The organism is Agrobacterium sp. RAC06, from assembly GCF_001713475.1.
Taxonomy (GTDB): domain Bacteria; phylum Pseudomonadota; class Alphaproteobacteria; order Rhizobiales; family Rhizobiaceae; genus Allorhizobium.
The window spans coordinates 2,251,498-2,276,077 of record NZ_CP016499.1 but is presented as its reverse complement, the minus strand read 5'-3'; the positions used below and the strand labels follow the sequence as shown (position 1 = coordinate 2,276,077).

General features: G+C 61.4%; 25 protein-coding genes. 9 read left to right on the top strand and 16 right to left on the bottom strand.

Annotation, left to right across the window (positions count from 1 at the left end):
• The first annotated feature begins 61 nt into the window (after positions 1 to 61).
• The 4 genes from BSY240_RS10995 to BSY240_RS10980 all read left to right on the top strand — a co-directional run bounded on the left by BSY240_RS10995 (position 62) and on the right by BSY240_RS10980 (position 3,473).
• Positions 62 to 865 (top strand): class I SAM-dependent methyltransferase, encoded by an 804-nt coding sequence (locus BSY240_RS10995; RefSeq protein WP_069042328.1) that lies wholly within the window; start codon positions 62 to 64, stop codon positions 863 to 865.
• Positions 866 to 990: 125 nt separating this feature from the next.
• The gene (locus tag BSY240_RS10990; RefSeq protein WP_236759346.1) at positions 991 to 1,725 is read left to right on the top strand and encodes a GntR family transcriptional regulator; all 735 of its coding nucleotides are present in this window, start codon (positions 991 to 993) and stop codon (positions 1,723 to 1,725) included.
• A gap of 42 nt (positions 1,726 to 1,767) precedes the next feature.
• Positions 1,768 to 2,523: a 2-dehydro-3-deoxy-D-gluconate 5-dehydrogenase KduD gene (kduD, locus tag BSY240_RS10985; RefSeq protein WP_069042327.1), complete on the top strand. Its 756-nt coding sequence runs from the start codon at positions 1,768 to 1,770 to the stop codon at positions 2,521 to 2,523.
• 29 nt (positions 2,524 to 2,552) lie between these two features.
• A complete protein-coding gene (locus BSY240_RS10980) occupies positions 2,553 to 3,473 on the top strand; it encodes a sugar kinase (protein WP_083229617.1) in 921 nt (306 codons plus the stop codon).
• A 12-nt stretch (positions 3,474 to 3,485) separates the two neighbouring features.
• Here the strand turns inward: BSY240_RS10980 and BSY240_RS24145 are convergent, their stop codons facing one another.
• A complete protein-coding gene (locus BSY240_RS24145; protein WP_171901568.1) occupies positions 3,486 to 3,656 on the bottom strand; it encodes a hypothetical protein in 171 nt (56 codons plus the stop codon).
• Positions 3,657 to 3,776: 120 nt separating this feature from the next.
• On the opposite strand from BSY240_RS24145, the gene BSY240_RS10975 reads away from it, so the two are divergent.
• Positions 3,777 to 5,039 carry a PAS domain-containing protein gene (locus BSY240_RS10975; protein WP_236759345.1) on the top strand — a complete coding sequence of 421 codons (1,263 nt, stop codon included), beginning with the start codon at positions 3,777 to 3,779 and terminating at the stop codon, positions 5,037 to 5,039.
• A gap of 17 nt (positions 5,040 to 5,056) precedes the next feature.
• Here the strand turns inward: BSY240_RS10975 and BSY240_RS10970 are convergent, their stop codons facing one another.
• Together BSY240_RS10970 and BSY240_RS10965 are read right to left on the bottom strand one after the other, a co-directional pair.
• Positions 5,057 to 6,349, bottom strand: coding sequence for a TadE/TadG family type IV pilus assembly protein (locus BSY240_RS10970; protein WP_054149015.1), 1,293 nt, complete (start codon positions 6,347 to 6,349; stop codon positions 5,057 to 5,059).
• 98 nt (positions 6,350 to 6,447) lie between these two features.
• Positions 6,448 to 6,909: a winged helix-turn-helix transcriptional regulator gene (locus BSY240_RS10965; protein ID WP_082347620.1), complete on the bottom strand. Its 462-nt coding sequence runs from the start codon at positions 6,907 to 6,909 to the stop codon at positions 6,448 to 6,450.
• Between the two features lie 127 nt (positions 6,910 to 7,036).
• Here BSY240_RS10965 and BSY240_RS10960 point away from each other — a divergent pair, with 127 nt between their 5' ends.
• Positions 7,037 to 7,936: an SDR family oxidoreductase gene (locus BSY240_RS10960; protein WP_069042326.1), complete on the top strand. Its 900-nt coding sequence runs from the start codon at positions 7,037 to 7,039 to the stop codon at positions 7,934 to 7,936.
• Between the two features lie 137 nt (positions 7,937 to 8,073).
• Here the strand turns inward: BSY240_RS10960 and BSY240_RS10955 are convergent, their stop codons facing one another.
• From BSY240_RS10955 to BSY240_RS10935, 5 genes are all read right to left on the bottom strand, one after another.
• Positions 8,074 to 8,985 carry an SMP-30/gluconolactonase/LRE family protein gene (locus BSY240_RS10955; protein WP_069042325.1) on the bottom strand — a complete coding sequence of 304 codons (912 nt, stop codon included), beginning with the start codon at positions 8,983 to 8,985 and terminating at the stop codon, positions 8,074 to 8,076.
• Positions 8,986 to 9,005: 20 nt separating this feature from the next.
• Complete coding sequence (locus BSY240_RS10950; RefSeq protein ID WP_069042324.1) at positions 9,006 to 9,959, bottom strand: ABC transporter permease; 954 nt, start codon at positions 9,957 to 9,959, stop codon at positions 9,006 to 9,008.
• Positions 9,956 to 10,903: an ABC transporter permease gene (locus BSY240_RS10945; protein WP_069042323.1), complete on the bottom strand. Its 948-nt coding sequence runs from the start codon at positions 10,901 to 10,903 to the stop codon at positions 9,956 to 9,958. The genes BSY240_RS10950 and BSY240_RS10945 overlap by 4 nt, the downstream gene beginning before the upstream one ends.
• Positions 10,900 to 12,366, bottom strand: coding sequence for an ATP-binding cassette domain-containing protein (locus BSY240_RS10940; RefSeq protein WP_150127452.1), 1,467 nt, complete (start codon positions 12,364 to 12,366; stop codon positions 10,900 to 10,902). The genes BSY240_RS10945 and BSY240_RS10940 overlap by 4 nt, the downstream gene beginning before the upstream one ends.
• 85 nt (positions 12,367 to 12,451) lie before the next feature.
• Positions 12,452 to 13,468, bottom strand: coding sequence for an ABC transporter substrate-binding protein (locus BSY240_RS10935; protein WP_069042322.1), 1,017 nt, complete (start codon positions 13,466 to 13,468; stop codon positions 12,452 to 12,454).
• Between the two features lie 258 nt (positions 13,469 to 13,726).
• Between BSY240_RS10935 and BSY240_RS10930 the strand changes: the two genes are divergently transcribed.
• Genes BSY240_RS10930 through BSY240_RS10920 form a run of 3 tightly spaced genes read left to right on the top strand, consistent with a single transcriptional unit; the run spans position 13,727 to position 16,308 of the window.
• Positions 13,727 to 14,971, top strand: a complete 1,245-nt coding sequence (locus BSY240_RS10930; protein WP_069042321.1) for a GAF domain-containing sensor histidine kinase — start codon at positions 13,727 to 13,729, stop codon at positions 14,969 to 14,971.
• Positions 14,968 to 15,690: a response regulator transcription factor gene (locus BSY240_RS10925; RefSeq protein ID WP_054149007.1), complete on the top strand. Its 723-nt coding sequence runs from the start codon at positions 14,968 to 14,970 to the stop codon at positions 15,688 to 15,690. Before BSY240_RS10930 ends, BSY240_RS10925 begins: the two co-directional genes overlap by 4 nt.
• A gap of 60 nt (positions 15,691 to 15,750) precedes the next feature.
• Entirely contained in the window at positions 15,751 to 16,308 is a 558-nt protein-coding gene (locus tag BSY240_RS10920) for a regulatory protein RecX (protein WP_069042320.1), read from the top strand.
• A gap of 22 nt (positions 16,309 to 16,330) precedes the next feature.
• Here the strand turns inward: BSY240_RS10920 and BSY240_RS10915 are convergent, their stop codons facing one another.
• The 8 genes from BSY240_RS10915 to kdgD all read right to left on the bottom strand — a co-directional run bounded on the left by BSY240_RS10915 (position 16,331) and on the right by kdgD (position 24,518).
• A complete protein-coding gene (locus BSY240_RS10915) occupies positions 16,331 to 17,338 on the bottom strand; it encodes a GGDEF domain-containing protein (RefSeq protein ID WP_171901567.1) in 1,008 nt (335 codons plus the stop codon).
• 86 nt (positions 17,339 to 17,424) lie between these two features.
• Positions 17,425 to 18,477: an ornithine cyclodeaminase gene (locus tag BSY240_RS10910; protein WP_069042318.1), complete on the bottom strand. Its 1,053-nt coding sequence runs from the start codon at positions 18,475 to 18,477 to the stop codon at positions 17,425 to 17,427.
• Positions 18,478 to 18,671: 194 nt separating this feature from the next.
• Complete coding sequence (locus BSY240_RS10905) at positions 18,672 to 19,952, bottom strand: TRAP transporter large permease (protein WP_054149003.1); 1,281 nt, start codon at positions 19,950 to 19,952, stop codon at positions 18,672 to 18,674.
• Positions 19,952 to 20,479 (bottom strand): TRAP transporter small permease, encoded by a 528-nt coding sequence (locus tag BSY240_RS10900; protein WP_054149002.1) that lies wholly within the window; start codon positions 20,477 to 20,479, stop codon positions 19,952 to 19,954. Before BSY240_RS10900 ends, BSY240_RS10905 begins: the two co-directional genes overlap by 1 nt.
• 64 nt (positions 20,480 to 20,543) lie before the next feature.
• Entirely contained in the window at positions 20,544 to 21,518 is a 975-nt protein-coding gene (locus BSY240_RS10895; RefSeq protein WP_054149001.1) for a TRAP transporter substrate-binding protein, read from the bottom strand.
• A 62-nt stretch (positions 21,519 to 21,580) separates the two neighbouring features.
• The gene (locus BSY240_RS10890) at positions 21,581 to 22,459 is read right to left on the bottom strand and encodes an amidohydrolase family protein (RefSeq protein WP_069042317.1); all 879 of its coding nucleotides are present in this window, start codon (positions 22,457 to 22,459) and stop codon (positions 21,581 to 21,583) included.
• Positions 22,456 to 23,595, bottom strand: coding sequence for a mandelate racemase/muconate lactonizing enzyme family protein (locus BSY240_RS10885; RefSeq protein ID WP_069042316.1), 1,140 nt, complete (start codon positions 23,593 to 23,595; stop codon positions 22,456 to 22,458). The genes BSY240_RS10890 and BSY240_RS10885 overlap by 4 nt, the downstream gene beginning before the upstream one ends.
• 17 nt (positions 23,596 to 23,612) lie before the next feature.
• A complete protein-coding gene (gene kdgD / locus BSY240_RS10880; protein WP_054148998.1) occupies positions 23,613 to 24,518 on the bottom strand; it encodes a 5-dehydro-4-deoxyglucarate dehydratase in 906 nt (301 codons plus the stop codon).
• Between the last annotated feature and the right edge of the window lie 62 nt (positions 24,519 to 24,580).

Here is a 24,580-nt window from a genome sequence, read left to right as displayed (position 1 = left end):
GTCAAGAATTATCTTTTAGAAGTGTTCCAGCCTCTCTGCCCGAATCCGAAAGACCGTGAAAATGCAAGCCGTTAGCTCCCTCTCCAACCATGACCTTCGCGACGAAATCAAAGCCTACTGGTCTCTGCGGGCCGAGACATTCGACACTCAGCCGGGTCACGAGATCTTTTCGGAAGACGAGCGGGCGGCCTGGCACGCCCTGTTCCGCAAGCATCTCGGCGAAGGCGAGGGGCGGGCAGCGCTCGACCTCGCCTGCGGAACGGCCGTGATCTCGCACCTGCTCGACGATCTCGGCTTCAAGGTTACCGGGCTGGATTGGGCCGAGCCAATGCTGGAGCGCGCGCAGGCAAAGGCCAAGGACCGTGGACGACAGATCCGCTTTCTGATGGGTGACGCCGAGCGCACCATGGAGGACGACGAGGCCTATGATGTGATCACCAATCGTCACCTTGTCTGGACGCTCGTCGATCCGCTTGCCTGCTTCAAGGAGTGGCACCGCGTCCTGAAACCGGGTGGCAAGGTGCTGATCGTCGATGGCGACTTCGTCAACACCTCCACATTGACCCGTCTCTTGAAAAAGCTGACCGGTTTCGCGCGCCGCCTCGGTCTGGCCCGCGATGCCCTGCACGGCGCCCCGAATCCCGATATGGCCGAAACGCACACCCGTATCCTGTCCCGCGTTCATTTTTCCGGCGGTGCTCACGCGCATGCCGTTGCAGATCTTCTGAAGAAGGCGGGCTTCTCAAAAATCACCGTTGATCAGGACATGGCTGCTATACACAGGGCGCAACGCAAGAACTTCTCGTTTTTCAAAGGCCTGGAGCGAGCCACTCAGCACCGCTACGCGATCTGCGCCGAGAAGTGACGTCATCGCATTACTGCCTTTCCTGACTGTATAGCTGTTTCAGAAACGGTGGCTTGAAACAGAGGCTCCTTGCATTTACAGCCTCCGAAAACTGATATACTAGTATCTCAGTTTTCGGAGGCCGCATGTCGGAAATGTCCAAAAGCGGGTTACGCTCGCGCATTGTTCCTGCCGATCATCAACGCGGGAGGACGCGGGATGGACGTGCTGCGACGCAGATCCATGCGATCTTGCAGGACGAAATTGTCCGCCTGCAATTGAAGCCGTTGGATACCCTGAACGAGAAGCAACTCGGCCAGCGCTTCGGTGTCAGCCGCACGCCTGTGCGCGAAGCTCTGCTGAGACTGGCGGATGAGGGGCTTGTGGAGATCTATCCGCAGTCGGGCACTTTCGTGTCTCGCATACCCCGCCGTGCGCTCTACGAGGCAATCCTTATCCGCAAGGCGCTTGAGGTGACCACCGTCTCGCTCGCCATTGTCGCGATGAAGGACGGCAGCCGCTTGCACTCGCTCGAAGACAATCAGGCGGCCCTGATAAAAGCGGCCGAGGCCGGTGACATTCCGCTCTTCCACCGTCTCGACACCGAATTCCATCAGTTGATCGCCGACATCGCCGGTTACCCCGGGATCTGGACGGTTATTGCGCAGGTCAAGGTTCATATCGACCGCTATCGGTTCATCACGCTGCCCCGTTCAGGGCGGCTGGATATCGTCATCGCCGAGCATGCGGCGATCATCGACGGGATCCGTGACCGCGACGACGGTGCGGCGGTTCTGGCCATGAGCCAGCATATCGGCCGCATGACTGAGGAACTGGACGCCATCGAGCATCTCGATCCCGACCTCTTCATTGACGCCTAGAGCAAGCAGGCGATCCTTTCCAGAAATCCCGGGAGTAGCATCATGAAACCATCCTTCGACCTTTCGGGCCGCACGGCCATCGTCACCGGAGCCAATACCGGCATCGGTCAGGCCATTGCCGTGGCACTGGCCGGCGCTGGTGCCGCTGTTCTCGGCGTCGGCCGATCAGGCATGGACGAAACGGAGGCCATGATTGCCGCTGCAGGCGGTCGTTTCGCATCCTTTGCCGCCGACCTGTCGACCATCGAGCCGGTCGACGATATCGTCGAGGCGGCGGTATCCGCTTTCGGCTCGGTCGACATTCTCGTCAACAATGCCGGCATCATCCGCCGTGCCGATGCCATCGACTTCACCGAAGCTGATTGGGATGCCGTCATGGACGTCAACCTGAAGACGGCCTTTTTCCTGTCGCAGGCCGTCGCCAAGCGCATGATTCCGAGTGGCCGCGGCAAGATTATCAACATCGCTTCCATGCTCTCCTTCCAGGGAGGGATCCGCATTCCCTCCTATACCGCGTCCAAGAGTGGCCTCGCGGGGCTGACCCGCCTGCTGGCCTGTGAATGGGCTGCCAAGGGCATCAACGTGAACGCGATTGCGCCGGGTTATTTCGTCACCAACAACACGACCGCCTTGCGGGAAGATCCGAAGCGGTCCACCGACATTCTCGGCCGGATCCCGGCAGGCCGCTGGGGCAATCCGGAAGAACTCGGTGGCGCCGCAGTCTTCCTGGCCTCGGACGCCTCCGCTTATGTGCACGGCACGATCCTGCCCGTCGACGGCGGTTGGCTGGCGCGCTAGGTAGGAACGGGAAGCGACAAGGCGGGGGGATGAAGATGGGACGGATCGTATCGATCGGCGAATGCATGGGCGAGCTGTCGGAGACCGGTTCACCCGGTATGCTCAGCATGGGGTTCGCCGGAGACACGCTCAATACCGCCTATTACCTGCGTCACAGTCTGGGGCAGGACTGGCAGGTCGACTATGTGAGCGCCGTCGGTACGGACGGGCTCTCCGACAGGATGGTCGATTTCCTTAACAGTGAGGGCATCGGGACCGACCATGTCCGCCGCCTGCCCGACAAGACGATCGGGCTCTACTACATCACCTTGAAGGACGGCGAGCGCAGTTTCACCTATTGGCGCAACGATAGTGCCGCAAAGCGGCTCGCCAGTGATCCTGGGGCCCTCAATCGTGCACTTGAGGGCGCGGATCTCGCCTACTGGTCCGGCATCACCTTGGCCATTCTCTCGAACCAGGACCGTCTGGCGCTGATCGAGGCGCTTGGCCAGTTTGCAGGCAAGGGCGGAACGGTTGTCTTCGACCCCAATCTCCGGCCGCGTCTCTGGGACAACCCGGAGACCATGAGGGGCTGGGTGCATCGGGCGGCCGCGGTGAGTGACCTCTGCCTTCCGTCCTTCGAAGACGAGGCGACATGGTTTGGCGATGCCGATCCAGCCGCGACGGCGAAACGTTATCAGGCGGAAGGGGCTCGAAGGGTCATCGTCAAGAACGGATCCGAGGACGTCACATTTGCAGGCAGCAGCGGTGAACTGTCCCGCTTCTCCATCCCCTCGGTCGAACATGTTGTTGATACGACCGCTGCAGGCGACAGTTTCAACGCTGGCTACCTGGCTGCAGAACTGAATGGCGCATCCGTTGAGAATGCGGTTGCTGCCGGCGCCAGACTGGCGGGTAGGGTAATAGGCGCCCGGGGAGCTTTGGTCCCGGATGCCGTAACGCAGGCCTAAGGAGCCTTGGGCTCAAGCCGGAGCAGCGCCGCCGCCGACAAGGGTAAAATAGGCCCATGCAAGCACGAATGCCGCGGCGATCCCGGCCCAGATCAGGATCTTGCGCATCGAAGGTGAAACACTGGCCTTCGGCTTCGGCGGTTTGTCTTCGGGCGGGCGCTCGAACTTGATGACGTTCGACATGCTATGGCTCTCTCGTGATGCTCATCTGGAAACTTCCTGCCATGATCATGGGCCAACAACAAGCCTGCTGCTTGCGTGTTTCCTCATGGATGAGGCTTGAGATCGGGACGTATTGTTGAGATGGCGGAGAGAAACGCTGCGCCTTCGGGCCGCGCGCATTCACAATCTTCCACTTCACCCTTGTCTGCAGCCTTCGCCGCCGCTAGCGTCCCATTTCAGGGAGAACTGTTGTCAATAGACCGAGATCGAGGGCTTTCCCGTCGGACGCATGATGGACTTTGCCGAACTGCAATGAGAAGTTTTCTGGATTCCGCCCTGGGTGATGCCTCTTCCGCACAGGCGGGAGACGCGTCTATTGCCGCCAGGAAGATATCAGGCGTTTCGTCGACACATTTCCTGAAACTCGTCGAAGAAAACGGCAATACAGGCTTCTGGACCTGCGATATCACCACCGGTCAATGCAGCTGCAGCCCGGGCCTCTTGCGAGTGATCGGGGTTAAGCAAACCCTGCCGTTCCGAATGACGGATCTGGTCGACCAGGTACATCCGGAGGATCGCACATTCTGCGAAGATATCTGGTCGCTGATACGCTCGGGTGTGCCTGTGAATCGGAATTTTCGCATCATCCGCGGCGACAGGACCGTACGCTGGGTCGAGTTCCGGTCCGAGGTGGTGCTTGACGCCGAGCAGCGCCCGGCGCGCGCCATCGGGCTCCTCCAGGACGTCTCGCAACAACATGAGAGCCGTCAGGCGCTGGACGAAAGCACCGGCCGCTACAGAGCATTGATCAGCGCCGTCGCGACCATGGAATGGCGCGCGACGGCGGCTGGCGAGCCCGTATTTTCCTCTGGCTGGACGACGCTGACCGGGCAACGTGAGTCCGATATGTTCGACGGCAACTGGCTAAGCGCGGTCCACCCAGATGATCGCGAAGCGGTGAACGCCGCCTGGCAACAAGCTGTTTCCTCGCTCTCTCCTTATAGCTCCAATCAGCGCATCCGTCGGGCGGACGGTGAATATGAATGGTTTCATGCCCGCGCAGTGCCCGTGCTTCACAAGGGTGGGCGCTCGCATGAATGGCTGGGCATGATCATCCGCCATCAGGAATTTGCCATGATGGGCAGCGGCGGGTCTGCCGCCGATCCCTCGGTGACGCCGATGCAGATCCGGGCGGGACGGGCCATGTTGCAATGGACCCTCGAAGACCTTTCGCGGCAGTCCGGCGTATCGGTCTCGTCGATCCGGCGGATCGAGGGGGAGGGAGAGCGTTCGACGCGGCCGGCCTCGCTGAGCGCGATTCGAGAGGCCTTCGAGCGAGAGGGCCTGGCGTTCAGTGACGGCAACACCGTGTCCCTGCAGGGCTTCCCCATGCGGAGAAGCTGAGCCCTCGGATCGTACTCTCAGCTGGAGATCCGGGGCGTGCTCACGATCTTGAGGAATAGCGCATTCATGGCGTCTGCGATGCCCTCGCTCGGGCTCACTTCGAAATAGAGACCCGGCGATGCGCAAGACTGCATGCGCGTAGGGATTTCGGACTGGAACGGGCTGATCCACCTCTTGTACCAGTCATTGGTGGGAAGCGGCAGATAGGTCGTATAGAGAACGGCGATGCGATAGCCCTTCTTCTTGAGGGCTTCGCATTGCGCGGTGTCGATCGGCTCCTGACAGCGCCCATTGGTGGTCTTCTTGGTGCAGGTGCTTGGCTTGTAGGCGTCGCCCACTCCATCTGAGACAAAGAACACGATCTTTTCCGGATCACTTGCAGAAGCACCGGTGCCGGACGCGCCCATGAGATCGCCGATACTCTTGAGGGCGCGGTCGAAATCTGTCTGCTGGTCGTTGTCGTAACCCTGCCAGGGGATCGACATCAGCCCGATCTTGGACGCCTTGGTCTGAACCTGATCGAGATTGTCGGTAAGTGCGGAGACTTCCAGCAACTTGGTGTCCTCGGCCCGTTCGCCGAAGGTGTAGACGGCCATGCGATACTGATTGGAGCTCTTGCGCGACTTCTTGGCCGTGTCCATGAGCGCTGCCGTCGCCTTGGCCACGACGTCGATGCGGATCGTCACGCCGAGTTTCTTGGCGAGGTAATAGTAGCTGTTCGTGTCCTCGACACCGTTTTTGACGATGTGGCACGCGAAGGCACACTTGTCTCTGGTGTTGTTGACCATCTTGGTGACGTCTGCCGGAGTCGCTCCGACGCCCATGGACGGCGTGTTGTCGAGAAGCAGGTAGAAGTCCCGGAATGTGTCTGTCTGATAGACGGCTTCGGCCTTGCCGCTGACGGTGACGTCCTTCTGCCCCATGACCCGTGCAAGTGTGGTGGGAATGGTCGCGTTGAAGGTGAAGACGGCCTTTAACTGGGTTCCGGTCTTGACGACTTCCACATCGAAGTTCTTGAGATCGTAGTGCTGAGACATCTTGGCGTGACCGAGAAACACCTTCTTGGCATCTGCGATCGCAGCCGATAGCTGTCCGTCGGATTTCATTTGCATCGCCTGCATGACGCCGGCGGAGGTTTCGGCAACGGCTGCGATCGCAGCTGCGTCGGCAGCCGCCTGGAGGGTGCTTCGCACCGTCAGCGCGTTGCTGATATCGATGGCCAGGCCAGCCGCTCCGATGACGGGCACAAGCAGGATCGCCGTCAAGACGCCGAAATTGCCACTGCGGTCGCAGAGAAATCTTCTGAACATAATATACCCCCATATATAAGGGGGTAATTTATGGGTGCTGCGTATCGTTTTCGTTCATCTGCATGGTTAGCAAATTCCTGACCAGCGAAGCATGCCAGTCAGGCGGCTGCGACCTTCTTCTTCACGGGCGGATTCTCGCCATCATAGAGAGCCCGCGCCTCGCGGATGCGACCATGATGTTCCGCCGTCCAGACCACCAGGGCCGCGACTGGCCCCAATAAGGATTGCCCAAGCTCCGTCAGCCTGTACTCGACACTTGGCGGCTGGGTCGGGAAGACCTCGCGATGAACCAGACCGTCGCGCTGGAGGCTGCGCAATGTACCCGTGAGCATGGCCTGCGAGATGTCGGGGATTGCTCGCTTAAGCTCGCCGAAACGGTGCGGCCTGTAGCCAAGCGTCTGCAGGATTAGGGAAGCCCATTTGTCCCCGATATGGGAAAAGACATCGCGAACCGGGCAATTCCCGGCATCGAAAACCGTATTCGCCGGCGTCTCGATCATGGCCATCACCGTACGGATCGCTGCGGTGTAATCGGTCTTCGTCTTCCCATGTGCTGTCATCGGTACCATCCTCAGAACCTGGTTCTAAAAAACTGCCTACTTTACGGTAGATATGAAGTCTGCAATATAGACCTACTCTGTAAATTAAACAATCCCTAAAGTTTAGGGTCCAGAAAATGAGAGAACCATGACCGCGAAGTATCTTGTCACCGGCGCATCGGGCCAGCTCGGCCAGCGCGTCGTCCATCATCTCCTTGAGACCTCGGGCGTCGCCGCAGGCGACATCATCGCTGCCAGCCGCAAGCCGGAGCAGCTGGTAGAACTGGCTGCGAAGGGCGTGTTGGTGCGCCGGGTCGATTTTGATGATGCCGCATCCATGGAGGCCGCATTCGCCGAGGCCGAAAAGGTGCTTGTCATCAGCACGGATACGCTCGACCGGCCGGGGCATCGTCTCGTTCAGCATCGCGCAGCCGTTGCCGCAGCAGAAAAGGCCGGTGTCCGCCATCTGCTTTATACCTCGATGCCGGAGCCCGTGAACTCAGCTCTGCTCTTCGCCCCCGACCACGAAGGGACGGAAGCGGCCATCGAGGCAAGCTCGGTGCCGGCCTGGACCATTCTGCGCAACAACTGGTATTTCGAAAACGTCATGATGAGCGCAGGCCCCGCCCTTGCCTCGGGCCATTGGTACTCGGCTGCCGGTGACGGCAAGGTGGCGCACATCGCACGCGATGACATCGGTCGTGCGATTGCTGCGGCGCTCGTCGCCGCAGACAAGGAAAAGACCGTCTACACGCTGACGGGTTCTTCTTCCTACACGCATCGCGAAATGGCATCCCTCATCTCCGCCTCTGCCGGCAAGGAGATCACCGTGATCGATGTTCCGGTCGAAGGCCTCGTGCAGGGCATGGTTGGAGCTGGTCTGCCCGAACCCGTCGCGCGCGTCTTTGCCTCTATCGATACGATGGTCGGAAACGGTGGTCTGGCTCGCGTCACTGGTGACTTCAAGACGCTGACGGGCACGGAGCCGCAGAGCTTCGAAAGCTGGGTAGAGAGCCAGGCCGAAGCTTTCAAATCCATGACTGCGTGATCGCTCTTCCTCACGTAATCGCCTCATCGGTCGCCGCCAGGCCGGTCCGGTCGTGCCATATCCCACACGTGGCATGACCGCGCGACCGCCCGTTCTCCTGAGCGGGCGGTCCTGTTTTTTATGCAGTCGGGCGCGACTCAGGGCGTCTGCGCACCTCGTGTCGCGGTGTAGATCGCGTACAGCGATGTCGAGGCCGTGATGAACAGGCGGTTCTTGCGCGGGCCGCCGAAGGTCAGGTTGGCGACGGCCTGCGGCACCAGGATCTTGCCGAGCAGCGTGCCATCGGGATGGAAGCAATGCACGCCGTCGGCAGCGCTCGACCAGAGGTTTCCGTCGACATCCGTCCGCATGCCGTCGGGAATGCCCTTGTCGATATGGACAAAGACGCGCGCATTCGTCAGACGCTTGCCATCGGTGACATCGAAGACGCGGATGTATCTCGGGGCGTCTGGCTTGTGGCTTGCGCCGGAATCCGCGACGTAGAGCAGGCGCTCGTCCGGCGAGAAGCAAAGCCCGTTCGGCTGCAGGAAGTCGTCGATCATGACGGCAAGCTCGCCGGTGGTAGGATCGAGCCGGTAGACGTTGCGGCTCGCCTGTTCCTCGTCGGCCTTGTAGCCCTCGTAGTCAGAGAGAATGCCGTAGGACGGGTCGCTGAACCACACGCTGCCGTCTGATTTCACCACGACGTCATTGGGGGAATTCAGCCGCTTGCCCTGGTAGCGATCCGCAAGCGTCGTGATCGTCCCGTCGATCTCGGTGCGGATGACACGGCGCCCGCCGTGTTCGCAGGAAACGAGCCGTCCCTCGCGGTCGCGGGTATTGCCGTTGATGAAATGCGACGGTGAGCGATAGACAGAGGTTCCCGCACCCTCGATCCAGCGCAGAACGCGTTCGTTCGGAATGTCGCTGAACAGCAGATAGCCGCCATCGTTGAACCAGACGGGACCCTCGGCCCATCGGCAGCCGGTGTAAAGCTCATCCAGGCCGGCGCTGGACACGAGCAGGTCGCGGAAGCGGGGGTCGCGGATCTCGTAATGCGGGTTTTCCATGGGACGATCCTGGCAGGGCTTCAGGTTTTGCCGGCGCTGCGCGTGGTCGGCAGCATGATGACGGCGATGATGATGAGACCGGTGAGAATGAGGCGGATGCCTGCGCCAAAGCCGTAGGTGTTCAGCATCGAAACGACAAGGAACATGAAGAGCGAGGCGCCCCATATCCCCGGAACATTCGAATTGCCGCCGGCAACCGCCGTGCCGCCGATAACGACGACGGCAATCGACATCAGGAGATATTCCGTGCCCATGTTGAGGGCTGCGCCGCCCGAGAAGCTGGCAAGCAGGTAGCCGCAGAGCGAAGCGAGCACGGCGCAGAGCAGGTAGGTCGCAAGCCGCGTGCCGTCGATGGGGATGCCGGCCATGCGGGCGGCGCGGATGCTCTGGCCGATCGCGGCGATGGAGCGTCCATAGACGGTGCGGTTGATCACGTACCAGACGAGCGCGGAGAGCACCAAGGCGACGAGCGCGACATTCGGGATGCCAGCCGTCGAGGAAGTGGTGAAGTCGGCAAGCCAGCTCGGCGGCTTGATGCGCAAGCCCCGGTTTGTCCAGATCGCCGTGGACTGCACGATGAAGCTCATCGACAGGGTCGCGATGATCGGCGGAATGCGGAGCAGTTTGATGAGCGCATAGTTGCCGATGCCGATCGCGATCCCGACACCGATGGCAACGACAAGCCCGGTCAGGATCATGCTGTTCTCGACATTCATCACCTTGAGCGAGACCGTTGCCGCAAGTGTCATGTTGGCGGGAACCGATAGGTCGATATTTCCAGGGCCGAGCGTGATCACCAGCATCTGACCGAGGCCGACCAGAACCGAGAAGGCGCCGAAGGTGAGGGCGGCCTGTGCGAGCCCGACGGTGCTCGCCCCGCCCGTGAAGACGATGGTGACGAGGAAGACGCTGGCCGCAGCAATGAAGGACCAGATCCAGGTCCGGGAGAAGAGCGTGGAGAGTGCTTGGGTCATGACTTGCCCTTCCGGCCTTCGGCGCGATTGAGGGCAAGACGCAGCGTCAGCACGAGGATCAGGATCGCGCCTTGGGCGCCGATCTGCCAGTCCGGCGAGATCCGCAGGAAGGACAGGAAGGAGCCGGCCAGCGTCAGTGTGAGCGCACCGATGACGGCACCGATCGGCGAAACGCGCCCGCCGACGAATTCGCCGCCACCGAGAATGACGCCGGCGATCGAGAGCAGCGTGTAGCGCAGCGCGATATTGGCGTCCGCTGAGGTGGTCAGTCCCACGAGTGCCATGCCGGCGAGTACGGCAAAGAAGGCGGCAAGACCATAGACGGCGGCGCGTGCGCCGATGATCGACCATCCGGCCCGGGCAACCGAGCGGCTATTGCCGCCGACGCCGCGCAAGACGACGCCGAAGGACGAGCGCATGATGACATAGTGGCTGACGGCGGCGATCAGGATGCTAGCGACGATGGCCATGGGCAGCAGTGGCGGCTTGACCGTCATGATTGTCCGGATCCAGCCGGGCGCCTCGCCACCGGGCGCCGGCAGGATGAGGACGGCAAGCCCACCCCAGACAAAGCTCATGCCGAGCGTCACGACGATCGACGGCAGATCTCTAAGGTAGATCATGACGCCGATCAGCGCATAGACACCGATCGCTGCCATCAGGATGAGGACGCCCAGCAGAGGCGAAGACTGCAGGAAGGTCGCCGTCACGCAAGCGACGAAGCTGACGAAGGTGCCCATCGACAGATCAAGGTCGTTGACCGTCATGATCAGCATCTGCGCAATGGTCGCGAGCGCGATCGGTACTGCGAGATTGAACAGCAGGTTCAGCCCGGTATAGCTCATGGCTCGCGGCTGGAGATAGAAGACCGCGGCGAGCAGTCCGACCAGCGAAAGGGCCGGGATGACGAGACGCAGGCCATCGGCTGAGAAGAACTTCGTCATGCAGCCTCCTGGAAGGAGGCGGAGAGGATGTTCTCTTCCGTCACCTCTTCGCCCTTCAGTTCGGCAACGATCATGCCGTTGTTGAACACATAGACCCGGTCGCAGAGGCAGACCTCGTCCATCTCGGTCGAGTACCAGACGAAGGTCCGCCCGGCGTCCGCCTCCTGGCGCAGGATCGCATAGACCTCCTGCTTGGTGCCAAAATCGACGCCACGCATCGGGTCGTCCATTAAAACCACGGGCGCGCGGCTGGCGAGCGCCCGGGCGAACAGAACCTTCTGCTGGTTTCCGCCCGAAAGCGACAGGATCGGATTGTCCATGTCGGGGGTACGGATGCCGATCCGGTCCTTCCACGTCTGGCCCAGCGTCTCCTCCCGATCGAAATCCAGGGTCTGCAGCCGCGACAGATCCGGCAGGATGCCGATACTGAGGTTTCTCAAGATGCTCCACAGCGTGAAGGTGCCGTTGACCGCACGGTCGCCGGCGACGAAGGCGACTTCGGGGTCATTGGCCCGCAGCCAGTTGCCGGTTCGGGACTCGAAGAGGCCGACCAGCATGTCCGTCTGGCCGTGGCCGCCGAGACCGGCGAAACCGACAATCTCACCCTTCATGGCCTGGAAGGGGAGGCCGCGCCCGCGCACCGGCGCGGCGGTCAGCACACTTGCCGTGTTCGTCTTCTGCAGGTTCGTACGGGCGTCGCGAGTCTTCACCACGCTGCCCATGGCCTCGATCAGGCCGTGTTCTGAAAATTCCTCAGCCGGCCTCTGGCTGACCACCCTGCCATCCTTCATCACGACGATGCGGTTGGAGACCGAGAGGATCTCGCCAAGAATATGGGAGATGAAAAGGATCGAGCCACCATCGCGGACGAAGCGCTCGACATAGGCGAGCAGTTGTTCGGCAAGCCGCGCATCCAACGACGAGGTCGGCTCGTCCAGGATGACGAGACGGACGGGAGCGCCGATCTCGCAGAAGGTGATCGCGATCTCCACCATCTGGCGTTCCGCGATGGTGAGCATGCCGACGGCCTCGTGGCAGTCGATCGAATGGCCCGGGAAGATTTCCTGCAATTTGCTCTCGATCAGGGCAGCACCCCGCTTGCGCCAACCCCAGCCTTTCAAGCTGCGATGCATGACGCGGGTGTTCTCCACGATCGTCAGGTTCGGGCAGAGCGACAGTTCCTGGAAAACGCAGCGAATGCCGGCGTCGCGCGCAGCATTGATGCTGTGGCCTCCGCTGCCGTGACCGTATCGGATTGTGCCCTCATGCGGGGTGAGTCCGCCATTGATGACGTTGACGATGGTGGATTTGCCGGCACCGTTATGGCCGACCAGGCCGACACATTCTCCGGCGCCGATCTCCAGCGTGACGCCGTCGAGCGCCTTCACCGCGCCGAAACTCACTCTTGCATCGGTAACGCTGACGACGGGCCGTCCATCGCCCTTATCGAGCATGGCATTCATACTGCACAACTCTCTCACTCACGCGCCAAAGGTTCCCCACACCGCCCGGCCCGAAGGCCGGACGGTTCGGGGAGGTTCCGGTCGGTTACATCGCAGAATCGATGACCTTCTGGGCGTCTTCGAGCGAATACTCGACATTCGCGACGCCGCCGGCCTGGGTATTGGCCAGGTTTGCTTCGAGATTGTCCTGGTCGATGCGCAGGAAGGGGACGACGAGGTCCTTCTTCACCTCCTTGCCGTCGAGGATCTGCTGGGCGACCCAGAAGGCAAGCGTGGATACGCCGGGCGCAATCGAGACCGACATGGTCTCATACTTGTTGGCGTCCTTCTGCTCTTTCCACCACTTCAGCTCGTCCTCGCGGTTGCCCATGACGATGACGGGCATCGGACGGTTGGCAGCCGCAATCGCCTGGGCGGCACCATAACCATCGCCACCCTGGGTAACGACGCCGACGAGTTCCGGCAGGCTCGGCAGAATGCCTGCGACGGCCTTCTGCGCGACGTCCTGCGCCCAGTCGCCATGCACGGAGCCGACGATCTTGAACTGCGGGAACTGCTCGACACCGGCATGGATGCCTGCCGAGATTTCGTCATCGACGAAGACGCCGGCGAGGCCGCGGATTTCCAAGAGATTGCCGCCCTGCGGCAGCTTGCCGGAAAGGTACTCGACCTGGCTGCGACCCATTTCCTTGAAGTCGACGGCGATGCGCCAGGCGCAGGGTTCAGTCACGATCCCGTCGAAGGAGACGACGGTGATGCCGGCGTCACAGGCTTCCTTGACGGCGCCGTTGAGTGCAGTCGGCGAAGCGGCGTTGATGACGATGGCATCATAGCCCTGCAGGATCATGTTCTGGATCTGGGCTGCCTGTTCGGTCGCCTGGTTTTCTGCGGTGGTGAAGGCGTCGGCGGCTGCGACCTGTCCGGCCTTCACGGCCTCGCCGGTCACCTTTTCCCAGCTGGTCAACATGGCCTGACGCCAGGAATTGCCGGCATAGTTGTTCGAAAGGGCAATCTTCTTGGCCGATGTATCGGCCATTGCGGGCATGGATGTGGCGATAAGGCACAGTGCCGCGCTCGCCAGAAGGGTTCTGCTGGTCTTCATGATCTCACTCCCTGTTGTCCGGCGCTCTTGGCACCGGTTTCCTCCAAACAGCCGGGCGTGTCCCGGTCTGAATTCCCCGCCGAGTTCCTCTTCTCGGCAGGATCAGGATGGAGGCAATGGCGACGCCTGTACAGGTTCGGGACGGCAGGACGTTTGCGGGAATTGCGCAAAGTCCTGCGGGATCCCGCAGGACGACCACCCTGTCGAGATGTGTTATGAAGGAGATGCGGCCGTGGGAGTGGTCGCGGGGAGGACATCATGCTCAAGATCGCGCCGTCAGCGCTGCTCGATCACTATCTCGGCATATCCAGGCTCCTGGCCGGGCAGCTCGATTTCCGCTCGGCCATCAAGGCCGTGGGCGTCGAAGTATCGCATATCGTGCCGCATGACCACCTCGATGTCTGCATCACCATGGTCAACGGCCTCTACCACACGGCTTACGAGACCGGCCTGGATACCTTCTGGGGTCAGACCACGCCCGCACCGGTCGCGAGCAGCCCGATCCGCACCCTGCTCTGGGGCGAAATCGACTTCCTTTTGACGGATGATGCGCAGCAGGAAACGCGCTACCACGTCGACACGCCCTTCACGCGCCCGATCTTCGAGCACAATTTGCGCAGCCGTCTCCATGTACCGCTCAAGGTGCGCGGTGAGGTTATCGGCGCGCTCAGTTGCTCGTCGCATGCGGTCGGTTTCTACACCGAGCAGGACGTGGCCAATGCCCAGTCCATCGCCGACCTACTCGCGCCCTACTTCTTTGCCTTGAGAGCCGCCGAACAGGCCAAACAATCGGCGATCGTCGAGGCCGAGGCACGCGCCCGCGAGGAGGGGCTGCGGGCCGGGGCTTTGAGCCTGACGGAAGCACTGGAACGCGAGCGGCAGCGCATCGGCATGGATCTGCACGATCAGACGCTCGCCGACCTCACCCGCCTGTCGCGGCGCATCGATCGGCTCATGCAGGAAGGAGACGTGAAAGGCGAGGCGCTGGAGCCGGTCGGACGCGGCCTTCAGCATTGCATGCAGGACCTCCGCGAAATCATCGAGGAGGCCAAGCCCTCCGTCCTGCAGCTCTTCGGCTTTGCCCACGCCATCGAGAACCATCTCGACCGCGCCGTGCGCGACCACGGCTCGCAGCTTGCCTGGAGCCTCAGCGACGACACGGACGGTCTGATCGACACCATCGACCAGTCTGTCCGCATCGCCCTGTTCCGGATTGCGCAGGAAGCCATCAACAACGCCGTGCGCCATGCGCAGGCAAATGTGCTGGAGCTGAAGTTGAAGAGTACGGCACATGCCCTGACGATCGAGGTGTCCGATGACGGGGAGGGTCTTTCCCGCTCGGACCGCAGCGCCGGTGGCGGCATCGACAATATGGTGACGCGGGCGCGGCTCATTTCCGCCAAGCTGACACTGGGGACGACGCGCGAGGGACGAGGGACGGTAATGCGCGTGCAGATGCCGCTTACCCTTGCCAAGGCAGGATTGCTGGAGGACATCAAGTGAAGGTTCTCATCGTCGAAGACGATCCGCTGCATCGGTCGTATTTGCTGGAGGCCGTCTGTGCCGCTCTTCCCGAATGCGACAAGGTCATCGAAGCCGGAAATGGGGCCGAAGGCGAGCGCCTTGCCCGCGACCACAAGTCCGCCCATGTCGTCATGGACCTGCAGATGAACGCCCGCAACGGCATTGAGGCGGCGCGCACCATCTGGAAGGAGCGCCCTGATACCCGCATTCTCTTCTGGTCGAACTATTCCGACGAGGCCTATGTGCGTGGCGTCTCCCGCATCGTGCCGGATGGGGCAGCTTACGGCTACGTGCTCAAATCAGCCTCCGACGAGCGCCTGAAACTCGCGCTTCGCAGCATCTTCGTCGAGGCGCAATGCGTCATCGACCGCGAGGTTCGCGGCATGCAGCAGAAGAGCCTCGGTCAGGTGCGAGGCTTCAGCGACAGCGAATACGAAATCCTGGTGGATATCGCGCTCGGCCTCACTGACCGCACGATCGCTCGGCGCCGGGGCCTGTCGATCCGCAGCGTCCAGAACCGTCTGCAGCAGCTTTACGAAAAGCTCGGTGTTTACCAGATGTCGGTCGAGGACAGCGACGAGGGGCGCTTCAACCTTCGAGCACGAGCGGTGACGGTCGCGCTTCTGCGCAAGCTGTTGAACTACAGCGCCCTCGAGCGCGCCGAGGCCGAACTTGCGGAGTGGCTGCGGTCTCATTGACCGATCCCGACCGTCCAGAAGTCTGTTGACGATCGCCCACGAAGTTGGGACACCGGGCCCATGGACGAACCGTCGAAAGCCACTGAAGATCAGCCAACGCCACGCATGTTGGCCTGGGCGAAGAACTCGGCTGCCTATCGGCTTGCCAAGCGCATGATGACCGAACGGGAACTCGCCGACGCCATCAGGCGCAAGGCGCGCAGCAAGTTCGAAGATATCAGTGAGGGGCAGCTAAACGCGCTGGCCGAGACGGCCCTTGCCTTCGGGCGCAGCATGAAGGCGCTAGACGACCAGAATTACGCCGAGATCCGTGCGAATTCGGCGGCGCGCAGCGGTCGCTCCAAGCGTGCGATTGCCCGCAAGCTTGCTGAGAAGGGGGTCGACCGCAGTATCGTCGAAGCCGTTCTCGTCGACGCCGACGATTTTCGCTCGGCCGTGGTCTACGCGCGCAAGAAGGCCTTCGGGCCCTTCCGCCGGCCGGATGTTGAAGCCGATGACGCCCGCTGGAGCAAGGAGATCGCCTCCTTTGCCCGCCAGGGTTTCGGCTTCGATCTGGCCAAGCGTGTGCTCGAAATGGAACGTGAAGAAGCCGAAGACATTCTTCTCGGGCCGGCATGAACGGATCGGACCAACGGGCAGACTATCTGCTTAAAGACCCATTGCGCACGCTACCGACGCCAGGGCCTATTTCCGCAGGCATGGCCCAGGAACAGGTGACTCGATTGCGGCCGTTGGCCTTGGATTGATAGAGAGCGTCGTCCGCGCGTCGCAGCGGATCTGCCAGACCAATGTCGCTCTGATCGAGCATGGTGACACCGAAACTCGCCGTGACCGTGCCATCGCCCTCTGGCCTCCGCGAACTTTCGATGGCCTGGCGCAGCCGCTCGGCGACGGCAAGCGCGCTCTTGGCAGTAGCCCCCGGCAAGAGAACGGCGAATTCCTCGCCTCCCATCCGTGAGATCACATCCCCATCGCGCAGGACGCCACGGCACACCTCCACAACGTCGATCAGCACACGATCGCCTGCCATATGACCAAATCGGTCGTTGATCTGCTTGAAGTGATCGATGTCGAAGCTGATCAGGCCGATCGACGGTGGCGTCATTCGGGCGGCCAGTCGCTCCCAAGTTCCATAGAATGCGGAGCGAGACGTAGCGCCAGTGAGCCAGTCATGATCGGTCTGCCGCCTTAGTTCCATCTCCTTCATTACGAGACCGGCAAGCGACTGAAGGATTGCCTTCTGTCGCTCATCGAAGCGACGGGGTGCTCGGTCGATGACGCACAGAGATCCCAGTCGCGCCTTCTCGGGCGTAATCAAGGGCGCGCCAGCGTAAAAGCGAATGTGCGGGCTACCGGTAACGAGGGGATTTAGTGCCGTTCGAATATCATGTTCTGCGTCAGAGATCACAAGCACGTCATCGCTCCGGATCGTCTCGTTGCAAAAAGCCTGCTCGCGTGGGGTTTCGCGAATATCGATGCCGATATTCGTCTTGAACCACTGGCGCCGGTCGTCGACCAGCGAAATTAGCACGATCGGGGTGTCGAATATCAGGCGTGCAAGAGCCGAGATACGCTCGAAGGGTTCTTCAAGTGGTGTATCCAGAATGCCGTATTGATCGAGTATCCGTAGGCGTTCAACTTCATTCATTCGGGCATGCTCCTCCGCCATAGGGAGACATTAAGCCCCAAATATTTCTGTCTGCTTAAATTGCCGCAGCCGCCCCGACCGGTTGATCACCTCTTGGCCCGCTGCAGCATGCCGAACAGGTCACGCGGATCGTCCGGATCGGCGATCAGGTCGACGGACTGGAAGAAGGCGGTCCCAAGCACGCGCTCGCGCACGTAGCGCAACGCCGAAAAGTCCTCGATCGCGAAGCCGACGCTGTCGAACAGTGTAATCTGCTTCTCGCTCTTGCGGCCCTCGATCTGACCGGTGACCACCTGCCAGAGTTCGGTGACGGGATAGTCCGGATCCATCTGCTGGATCTCGCCTTCGATCCGCGTCTGCGGCGGATACTCGACGAAGGTGTCGGCACGGGAGAGGATATCGCGATGCAGCTCGGTCTTGCCGGGGCAGTCGCCACCGATCGCGTTGATGTGCACGCCGGCGCCGACCATGTTGTCCGTCAGGATGGTCGCATACTGCTTGTCGGCGGTGCAGGTGGTGATGATTTGCGCGCCTTCGATCGCCGCCTGTGACGTTGTGCAGGCCGTGACATGAAGGCCGGAGCCCTCCAGGTTGCGCCGTGTTTTCTCCGGTGCCTTCGGATCGATGTCGAAGAGCCTGACATGGGTGATGCCGAGCACGGCCTTCATCGCCAGCGCCTGGAACTCCGCTTGCGCCCCGTTGCCGATCATCGCCATGGTGGTCGCACCCTTCGGTGCCAGATGGCGTGCGGCCATGGCGGACGTTGCCGCTGTCCTCAGCGCCGTAAGCAGGGTCATTTCGGTGAGCAGAACCGGATAGCCAGTCGAGACATCGGCGAGCAGACCGAAGGCCGTCACAGTCTGCAGGCCTTCGGCCATGTTCTTCGGATGGCCGTTGACGTATTTGAACGAATAGATCTCCCCATCCGATGTCGGCATCAGCTCGATGACGCCCTCGCGGGAATGCGACGCGACGCGCGGCGTCTTGTCGAACAGTTCCCAGCGTTTGAAATCGGCTTCGATAACGTCGGTAAGCTCGGTGAGCGCGCGCTCGATTCCGATGTGATGCACGAGCCGCATCATGTTTTCGACGCTGACGAAGGGGACGAGGGCTTTTTCCGAAGGGGCTGGCGCTGTCATGATCCACCGGTTGAAAACAAAGGTTGGATCACTGTAGCGGTGGTCGCGCTTCGCCGAAATGGCGAGAATCTGTCATTTTGTGTGGTTCACTTGCCAAAATGACAGTATCGAATGTGCACTATGTCGCTCGGGCAGGAAAAAAGGCAGGGGCCGAGGCCCCTGCTGAGAACCCTCGGAATGCGAGGGCGGGAGGATCACTTGAACTGCGCTGGCAGCCAGAGCGATATTTCGGGAATGAAGGTGACCAACAAAAGCACCGTCACGCAGGCGCCAAAGAATGGCCAGATCGTCTGCATCGCCTCCCGGATGGTGATCTTGCCCACGGCACAGCCGACGAAGAGCACGGTCCCAACCGGTGGCGTGATCAGGCCTATCCCGGCGTTCAGGATCATGATGACGCCGAAATGCACGGGATCGATGCCGAAGGCTTGGACGATCGGAAGGAAGACCGGCGTCGTGATGATGATCAAAGGCGCCATGTCCATGAAGGTGCCAAGCATCAGGAGAACCACGGTGATCAGCAGCAGGACGACCATCGGATTGTCCGAGATAGACTTGACCAGCTGGATGAGCGTGACCTGCACTTGGAGAAAGGACATGAGCCATGCAAAGGCAGCGGCCATGCCGATGACGAGCAACACCAATGATGTGGTTTTCACAGCCCCCAGGATCGCCTCCACGAAGCCGCTCCAGTTCAGCTCACGATAGACGAGAACGGCGACGAGAAAGGCGTAGATAACCGCGATGCAGGAGCTTTCGGTCGCCGTGAAGACGCCGGAGCGCACGCCGCCGAAGATGATTGCGATCAGCAACAGACCTGGCAGGGCGGCGAAGAAGAAGACCAGCAGTTTCCCGAAGCCAGGAAAGGGTTCGGCCGGATACCCACGTCTGCGGGCCACGACATAGGCGGTGACCATCAGGGCGACGGTCAGCAGCATCCCGGGAATGATGCCTGCGGTGAAGAGATCCGCAACCGAGACCGTTCCGCCCGCTGAGATCGAGTAAAGGATCATGTTGTGCGACGGCGGAATCATCAGGGCGATCAGGGCAGAGCTGATCGTGACGTTCACGGCGTAACCGCGATCGTAGCCGCGCGCCGCCATCTGCGGCACCATCAGGCCGCCGATAGCAGATGCGTCGGCAACCGCCGAACCCGAAATGCCGCCGAACAGCGTCGATGAGACGATATTCACCTGCCCCAGACCGCCGCGCATGTGTCCCACGAAGCCGGAGGCAAAGCGAATGAGACGGAAGGCGATGCCGCCACGAACCATCAGGTCGCCAGCAAAGATGAAGAAGGGGATCGCCATCATGGCGAAGACATTCATCCCCGAATTCAGCTGCTGGAAAATTACAATCGGCGGGATGCCGATATAGATGACGGTCGCCAGCGACGCGATCCCAAGGCAAAAAGCGATGGGCATGCCGAGGACCATCAGGAAGGCGAAGGTACCGAAGAGGATCGTATAGGCCATCACACCACCTCGGCCTGAGCGATTTCGTCGGCGACTGCTTCGACCTGTCCGATGAACGTGTCGATAAAGCGTTCAAGCGCGAAGATGGAGATCATCGCGCCACCGACGATGAGCGGGATGAAATCTATGCCACCCGGCCATCCGAGCACCGGGATACGAGCCGTCCAGGTGCCTATGGCCAACTGCGTCCCGTAGTAGGACATGGCGCCGCCGAACAGGCAGATCAGGCCGAGGCTGACGAGATCCATCAGGCGCTGGACGCGAGGCGCCATGTTGTGGCGAACGATGTCGAGCCCGAGATGCACGCTTTCGCGCACGCCGACGGCAGCACCCAGCAGGATGAACCAGGACATCAGCTGGAGCGACAGGGGCTCGGACCAGCTCGGTGTGTCGTTGAGCACGTAACGGCCGAAAACCTGCCAGCCGATGATGATGGTCATCAGGACCACGCCGAGGCCGGCCAGATAAAGGCAGGCGCGGCTCAGCCAGCTGAGGCCGGGCCTGACAGCCCGCATGAAACGCAACATGGATCCCTCCGAAATCCAGGATAAGAAAAACCGGCCGCATCTCGGATGCGGCCGGTCTGTTGTCTCACTTGACGGCGCGAACGCGCTCGACGAGATCCTTCATCTTGGGATCGGTGATGAACTTGTCATAGACCGGCTGCATGGCAGCGGCGAACTCCGCCTTGTCGACGGTGATGATGTTCGCACCAGATGCCCGGATCTTCTCCTCCGACGCCTTTTCGCGGGCCTGCCACAGCTCACGCATCTTGCCGACGGATTCCTTTGCCGCTTCCCGGATGATCGTCTGGTCTTCCGGTGTCAGCTTGTCCCAGGTCACCTTCGAGATCGCGAGGATTTCCGGCGTCAGCGAATGGTCGGTCAGTGTGTAGTTCTTGGCCACTTCGAAGTGACGCGAGGACTCATACGAGGGCCAGTTGTTTTCGGCAGCGTCGACCACGCCAGTTTCGAGCGACGAATAGACTTCACCGAAAGGCATCGGCGTCGGGTTCGCGCCAAAGGCTTCCATCATCGCGATCCAGAGGTCCGACTGCTGGACGCGGACCTTCATGCCCTTGAGATCGGCAAGGCTGTTGATCGGGGTTTTGGTCGAATAGAAGGAGCGCGCGCCGGAATCGTAGAAGGCGAGACCAATCAGGCCGTGCGGTTCGAAGGCAGCCAGCACTTCGTCGCCGATGTCTCCATCGACCACCTTGTGCATGTGCTCGGTGTCGCGGAACAGGAAGGGCAGGCCGAAGACGACGGTTTCCGGTACGAGGTTGTTGAACGGCGCGCTGTTGACGCGGTTCATGTCGATGACGCCGAAGCGCGTCTGCTCTATCGTGTCCTTTTCCGAGCCCAGTGCGGCGTTGTTCATCACCTGAATGGCGATGCGGCCGTTGGTGCGTTCCTTGACCAATTCGCCCATGAACTTGACGGCATCGACCGTTGGATAACCATCGGGATGGATGTCGGCGGAACGCAGCGTGATTTCCTGGGCGAAGGCAGCACCCGCACCAAGGGTGAGCCCCATTGCGAGGCTAAGCATTGCGGCAGTTTTCATTGGTCTTCCTCCTCTTTGATTGAGCCGTCGAAACCTCCCGTTTCGACGGATTAGCAGTTCGACTATCTGCCTTCAGAAGGCGGGATGCCGAAAAGTTCTTGGCTGTTGTCCACGAGCGCGAGACGGCGGGCTTCCTCATCGGGCAACCAGCCAAGCACGGTGTCGGCAAGGGCCGCATCGTCTGGATAGTCCGCCTGTGTTCGCGCCAGATTGTGCGGCCAGTTCGAGCCCCAGACGATGCGTTCGGGCGCATGCGCCGCAATTGATCGGGCAACGGCGGCCACGTCGGCGAAATCGGGCCCGCCCGTCTTGGAGGACTCGTAGGCGCCGGCAAACTTGAACCAGCAGCGGCCGCCGTCGATCAGCCGCTTTGTTGCCTGAACCTGAGGGCTTTCGGGTGTCACGCCGCAAAAGAACTTGCCGTGATGGTCGAGCACCCAGCGGGATTTCAGTTTCGAGAGCCGCTCCTCGTAGTCGAGGATGTCGCTACCATCGAACTGGATGGCGATCATCCAGTCGCGGCTGGCGGCAATCGCGTCCACTTCCTCAAGCTTGGTCAGATTGGCCGCGCCGCCCGGCAGGTTCATGATGCGTGCACCACGGACGCGGGCCGCTGACAAGCGGTCGAGCTCGGCTGCGCTTGTGCTGGCATCGACGGCCGCGATGCCCCAGGCGATGTCCCCGAACTGCTCAAGGCATGCGACGAGATTGGAATTGTCCAGCTGATGCGCCATGCCCTGCGTGACGATGACGCGATCGATGCCGATCCAGTCCATGAACTGGCGATATTGCGCAGGTGTCGGCAGGTCGCCGGCTGGAAGGCCAGGCCCGCCGGGAAGAGCCGGATAGCCGGGCAGATAGGCATGCATCTGGGTGTCGATAGCACCCTTCGGCAGGACGATCTTTGGCTTGGCGCCGGACAGGGTGCGGATCAGGCTCATGCCTCGTCCTTCATCTTGAATTCCTGGAGGGCATCGCGGTTGATTTCGATGCCAAGCCCGGGAGCGTTGGGGATGGCGACGACGCCATTCTCGTGTTCGATCGGCGTCTGGATCACGGCCTGGCGGAAGGGGTTGTCGGTACGATCGAATTCGAGGATCGGCTCGATCGGGTTGACGCGCACCGGATCCGGCACCATCGCCGCGATGAACTGCAGGGCTGCCGCAATATGCACGGCCGTGCCCCAGACATGCGGCACGACCCGCACACCGTGCAATGCCGCGAGATCGGCGACGCGTTTCGCCTCGGTGAAGCCGCCGACACCGGCAAGATCCGGCTGGACGATGTCGATTGCGCGGGTCTCGATCGGTTCCTTCATGCCCCAGCGGCTTTGCCAGGTTTCGCCGCCGGCTACCGGGATCGGCTGCCTGGCCCGAACTTCGCGATAGGCGGCGAGGTGTTCGGGGACGACGGGTTCCTCGAACCAGTCGAGACCATACTCTGCAGCCCGGCGGCCGAATTCGACGGCCTCCAGAACACCATAGCCATGATTGCCATCGGCCATCAGGCGCATCTCGGAGCCGGCTGCTTCGCGTGCAGCCCGGATGACCCGCAGATCCTCCTCGATCCCGAAACCGACCTTGATCTTGGATGCGTGAAAGCCCTGGGAGCGATAGAGCGCGATGTCACTCGCATTGTCCTCGACCCGATCAACGCCGTCGCGCTTGAAGCTGCCGGTCGCGTAGGCCTTCACACTCTCGCGGAAGCGTCCACCGAGCAGCGTCGACACGGATGTACCGAAATGCTTGCCCTTGATATCCCAGAGCGCGATGTCGATGCCTGAAAGCGCCGTGAGTGTCAGGCCGCGCTGGCCCTGATCGCGAAGGGCGTTGTAGAGAACCGCCCAGATCTTCTCGGTCTCCAGCGGGTTCATGCCGACCAGCCAGTTGCGATAGGCCGCGACCACCGCCGCATTCGGCCGAGCCGGCCCGAGGCATTCGCCCCAGCCCGTCAGCCCGTTGTCGCAGACGATCTCCACCAGCACATGCGCCCGCCGGTCAAAGCGCATGGAAGCGCTCTGGAACGGGACGGCGAGCCTGTGCTCGAGAAGATGGGTGCGAACCTCTGCGATCTTCATGTCTGCGCGTCCTTTGCTCAGCGCTTCCACGGCGCAATAAGCTTGGCCATCATCTCTTCTTCTTCCGCCGTCAGATCATCGAGGGGAGGGCGCACCTTGCCGGCGGCAAAGCCCTGCAGACGCACACCGGCCTTCACGGCAGAGACGGCATAACCCTTGCGCCGGCTGCGGATAGCCATGAACGGATAGAAGAAGTCCTTGAGGATCGTCTCGCACCGCTCGCGTTCACCGGCGCGCAGCGCCTTGTAGAAGTCGACGGCCAGCCCCGGCACGAAGTTGAAGACGGCGGATGAATAGGTGGTGAAACCAGCGCCGAGATAGGCCTCGGCGAAGAGTTCAGCCGTCGGCATGCCGCCGAGATAGGTGAGGCGATCGCCCATGGTCGCCGTGATCTGGCGCACGAGCCCTATATCGCCGGTGCCATCCTTGAAGCCGATCAGGTTCGGGCACTCGTCGCACAGGCGCTGCAGCGTCTCGACACCGAGAACCGAATTGTCACGGTTGTAGACCATGACGCCGATGCCGACGGATTGGCAGATGCGCTTGACGTGCTGGTACATGCCCTCTTGCGGCGCGTCGATCAGGTAATGCGGCAACAGCAGGATGCCATCAGCACCGACCTTTTCGACAGATCGCGCGATCTCGATGGCAATGTCGGTGCCATATCCACAGCCCGAGACGATCGCCGTCTTCCCGGCGGCTTCCTTGGCTGCGGCAACCACGCGCGGAACTTCCGATGGCGTCAGCGAAAAGAACTCTCCCGTGCCGCCAGCTGCAAACAGCACAGGCGCGTCGAAGCCTGACAGCCACGCCACATGCTCTGCATAGCTGTCGGACTTGAAATTCCCTGCGTCATCGAAATGCGTGACAGGAAAGGAGAGCAGGCCGGCGCCGAGCGCGGCCTTGATATCTTGCGGCGTCATGTTCGAATGTCCTCTCTTGGCCTCCTCCGGCCAAGTTGTCATACGTATTAACGACGCCTATG

What these genes read in the sequence shown, in the direction of transcription:
- BSY240_RS10895 (WP_054149001.1), bottom strand. Translation starts at nt 21,518, where the DNA reads ATGAAAACTGCCGCAATGCTTAGCCTCGCAATGGGGCTCACCCTTGGT.
- BSY240_RS10915 (WP_171901567.1), bottom strand. Translation starts at nt 17,338, where the DNA reads ATGAATGAAGTTGAACGCCTACGGATACTCGATCAATACGGCATTCTG.
- BSY240_RS10950 (WP_069042324.1), bottom strand. Translation starts at nt 9,959, where the DNA reads ATGACCCAAGCACTCTCCACGCTCTTCTCCCGGACCTGGATCTGGTCC.
- BSY240_RS10970 (WP_054149015.1), bottom strand. Translation starts at nt 6,349, where the DNA reads ATGTTCAGAAGATTTCTCTGCGACCGCAGTGGCAATTTCGGCGTCTTG.
- kduD (WP_069042327.1), top strand. Translation starts at nt 1,768, where the DNA reads ATGAAACCATCCTTCGACCTTTCGGGCCGCACGGCCATCGTCACCGGA.
- BSY240_RS24145 (WP_171901568.1), bottom strand. Translation starts at nt 3,656, where the DNA reads ATGTCGAACGTCATCAAGTTCGAGCGCCCGCCCGAAGACAAACCGCCG.
- BSY240_RS10935 (WP_069042322.1), bottom strand. Translation starts at nt 13,468, where the DNA reads ATGAAGACCAGCAGAACCCTTCTGGCGAGCGCGGCACTGTGCCTTATC.
- BSY240_RS10945 (WP_069042323.1), bottom strand. Translation starts at nt 10,903, where the DNA reads ATGACGAAGTTCTTCTCAGCCGATGGCCTGCGTCTCGTCATCCCGGCC.
- BSY240_RS10900 (WP_054149002.1), bottom strand. Translation starts at nt 20,479, where the DNA reads ATGTTGCGTTTCATGCGGGCTGTCAGGCCCGGCCTCAGCTGGCTGAGC.
- BSY240_RS10890 (WP_069042317.1), bottom strand. Translation starts at nt 22,459, where the DNA reads ATGAGCCTGATCCGCACCCTGTCCGGCGCCAAGCCAAAGATCGTCCTG.
- BSY240_RS10885 (WP_069042316.1), bottom strand. Translation starts at nt 23,595, where the DNA reads ATGAAGATCGCAGAGGTTCGCACCCATCTTCTCGAGCACAGGCTCGCC.
- BSY240_RS10930 (WP_069042321.1), top strand. Translation starts at nt 13,727, where the DNA reads ATGCTCAAGATCGCGCCGTCAGCGCTGCTCGATCACTATCTCGGCATA.
- BSY240_RS10980 (WP_083229617.1), top strand. Translation starts at nt 2,553, where the DNA reads ATGAAGATGGGACGGATCGTATCGATCGGCGAATGCATGGGCGAGCTG.
- kdgD (WP_054148998.1), bottom strand. Translation starts at nt 24,518, where the DNA reads ATGACGCCGCAAGATATCAAGGCCGCGCTCGGCGCCGGCCTGCTCTCC.
- BSY240_RS10940 (WP_150127452.1), bottom strand. Translation starts at nt 12,366, where the DNA reads ATGAATGCCATGCTCGATAAGGGCGATGGACGGCCCGTCGTCAGCGTT.
- BSY240_RS10905 (WP_054149003.1), bottom strand. Translation starts at nt 19,952, where the DNA reads ATGGCCTATACGATCCTCTTCGGTACCTTCGCCTTCCTGATGGTCCTC.
- BSY240_RS10960 (WP_069042326.1), top strand. Translation starts at nt 7,037, where the DNA reads ATGACCGCGAAGTATCTTGTCACCGGCGCATCGGGCCAGCTCGGCCAG.
- BSY240_RS10920 (WP_069042320.1), top strand. Translation starts at nt 15,751, where the DNA reads ATGGACGAACCGTCGAAAGCCACTGAAGATCAGCCAACGCCACGCATG.
- BSY240_RS10995 (WP_069042328.1), top strand. Translation starts at nt 62, where the DNA reads ATGCAAGCCGTTAGCTCCCTCTCCAACCATGACCTTCGCGACGAAATC.
- BSY240_RS10955 (WP_069042325.1), bottom strand. Translation starts at nt 8,985, where the DNA reads ATGGAAAACCCGCATTACGAGATCCGCGACCCCCGCTTCCGCGACCTG.
- BSY240_RS10965 (WP_082347620.1), bottom strand. Translation starts at nt 6,909, where the DNA reads ATGACAGCACATGGGAAGACGAAGACCGATTACACCGCAGCGATCCGT.
- BSY240_RS10975 (WP_236759345.1), top strand. Translation starts at nt 3,777, where the DNA reads ATGGCGGAGAGAAACGCTGCGCCTTCGGGCCGCGCGCATTCACAATCT.
- BSY240_RS10910 (WP_069042318.1), bottom strand. Translation starts at nt 18,477, where the DNA reads ATGACAGCGCCAGCCCCTTCGGAAAAAGCCCTCGTCCCCTTCGTCAGC.
- BSY240_RS10990 (WP_236759346.1), top strand. Translation starts at nt 991, where the DNA reads ATGTCGGAAATGTCCAAAAGCGGGTTACGCTCGCGCATTGTTCCTGCC.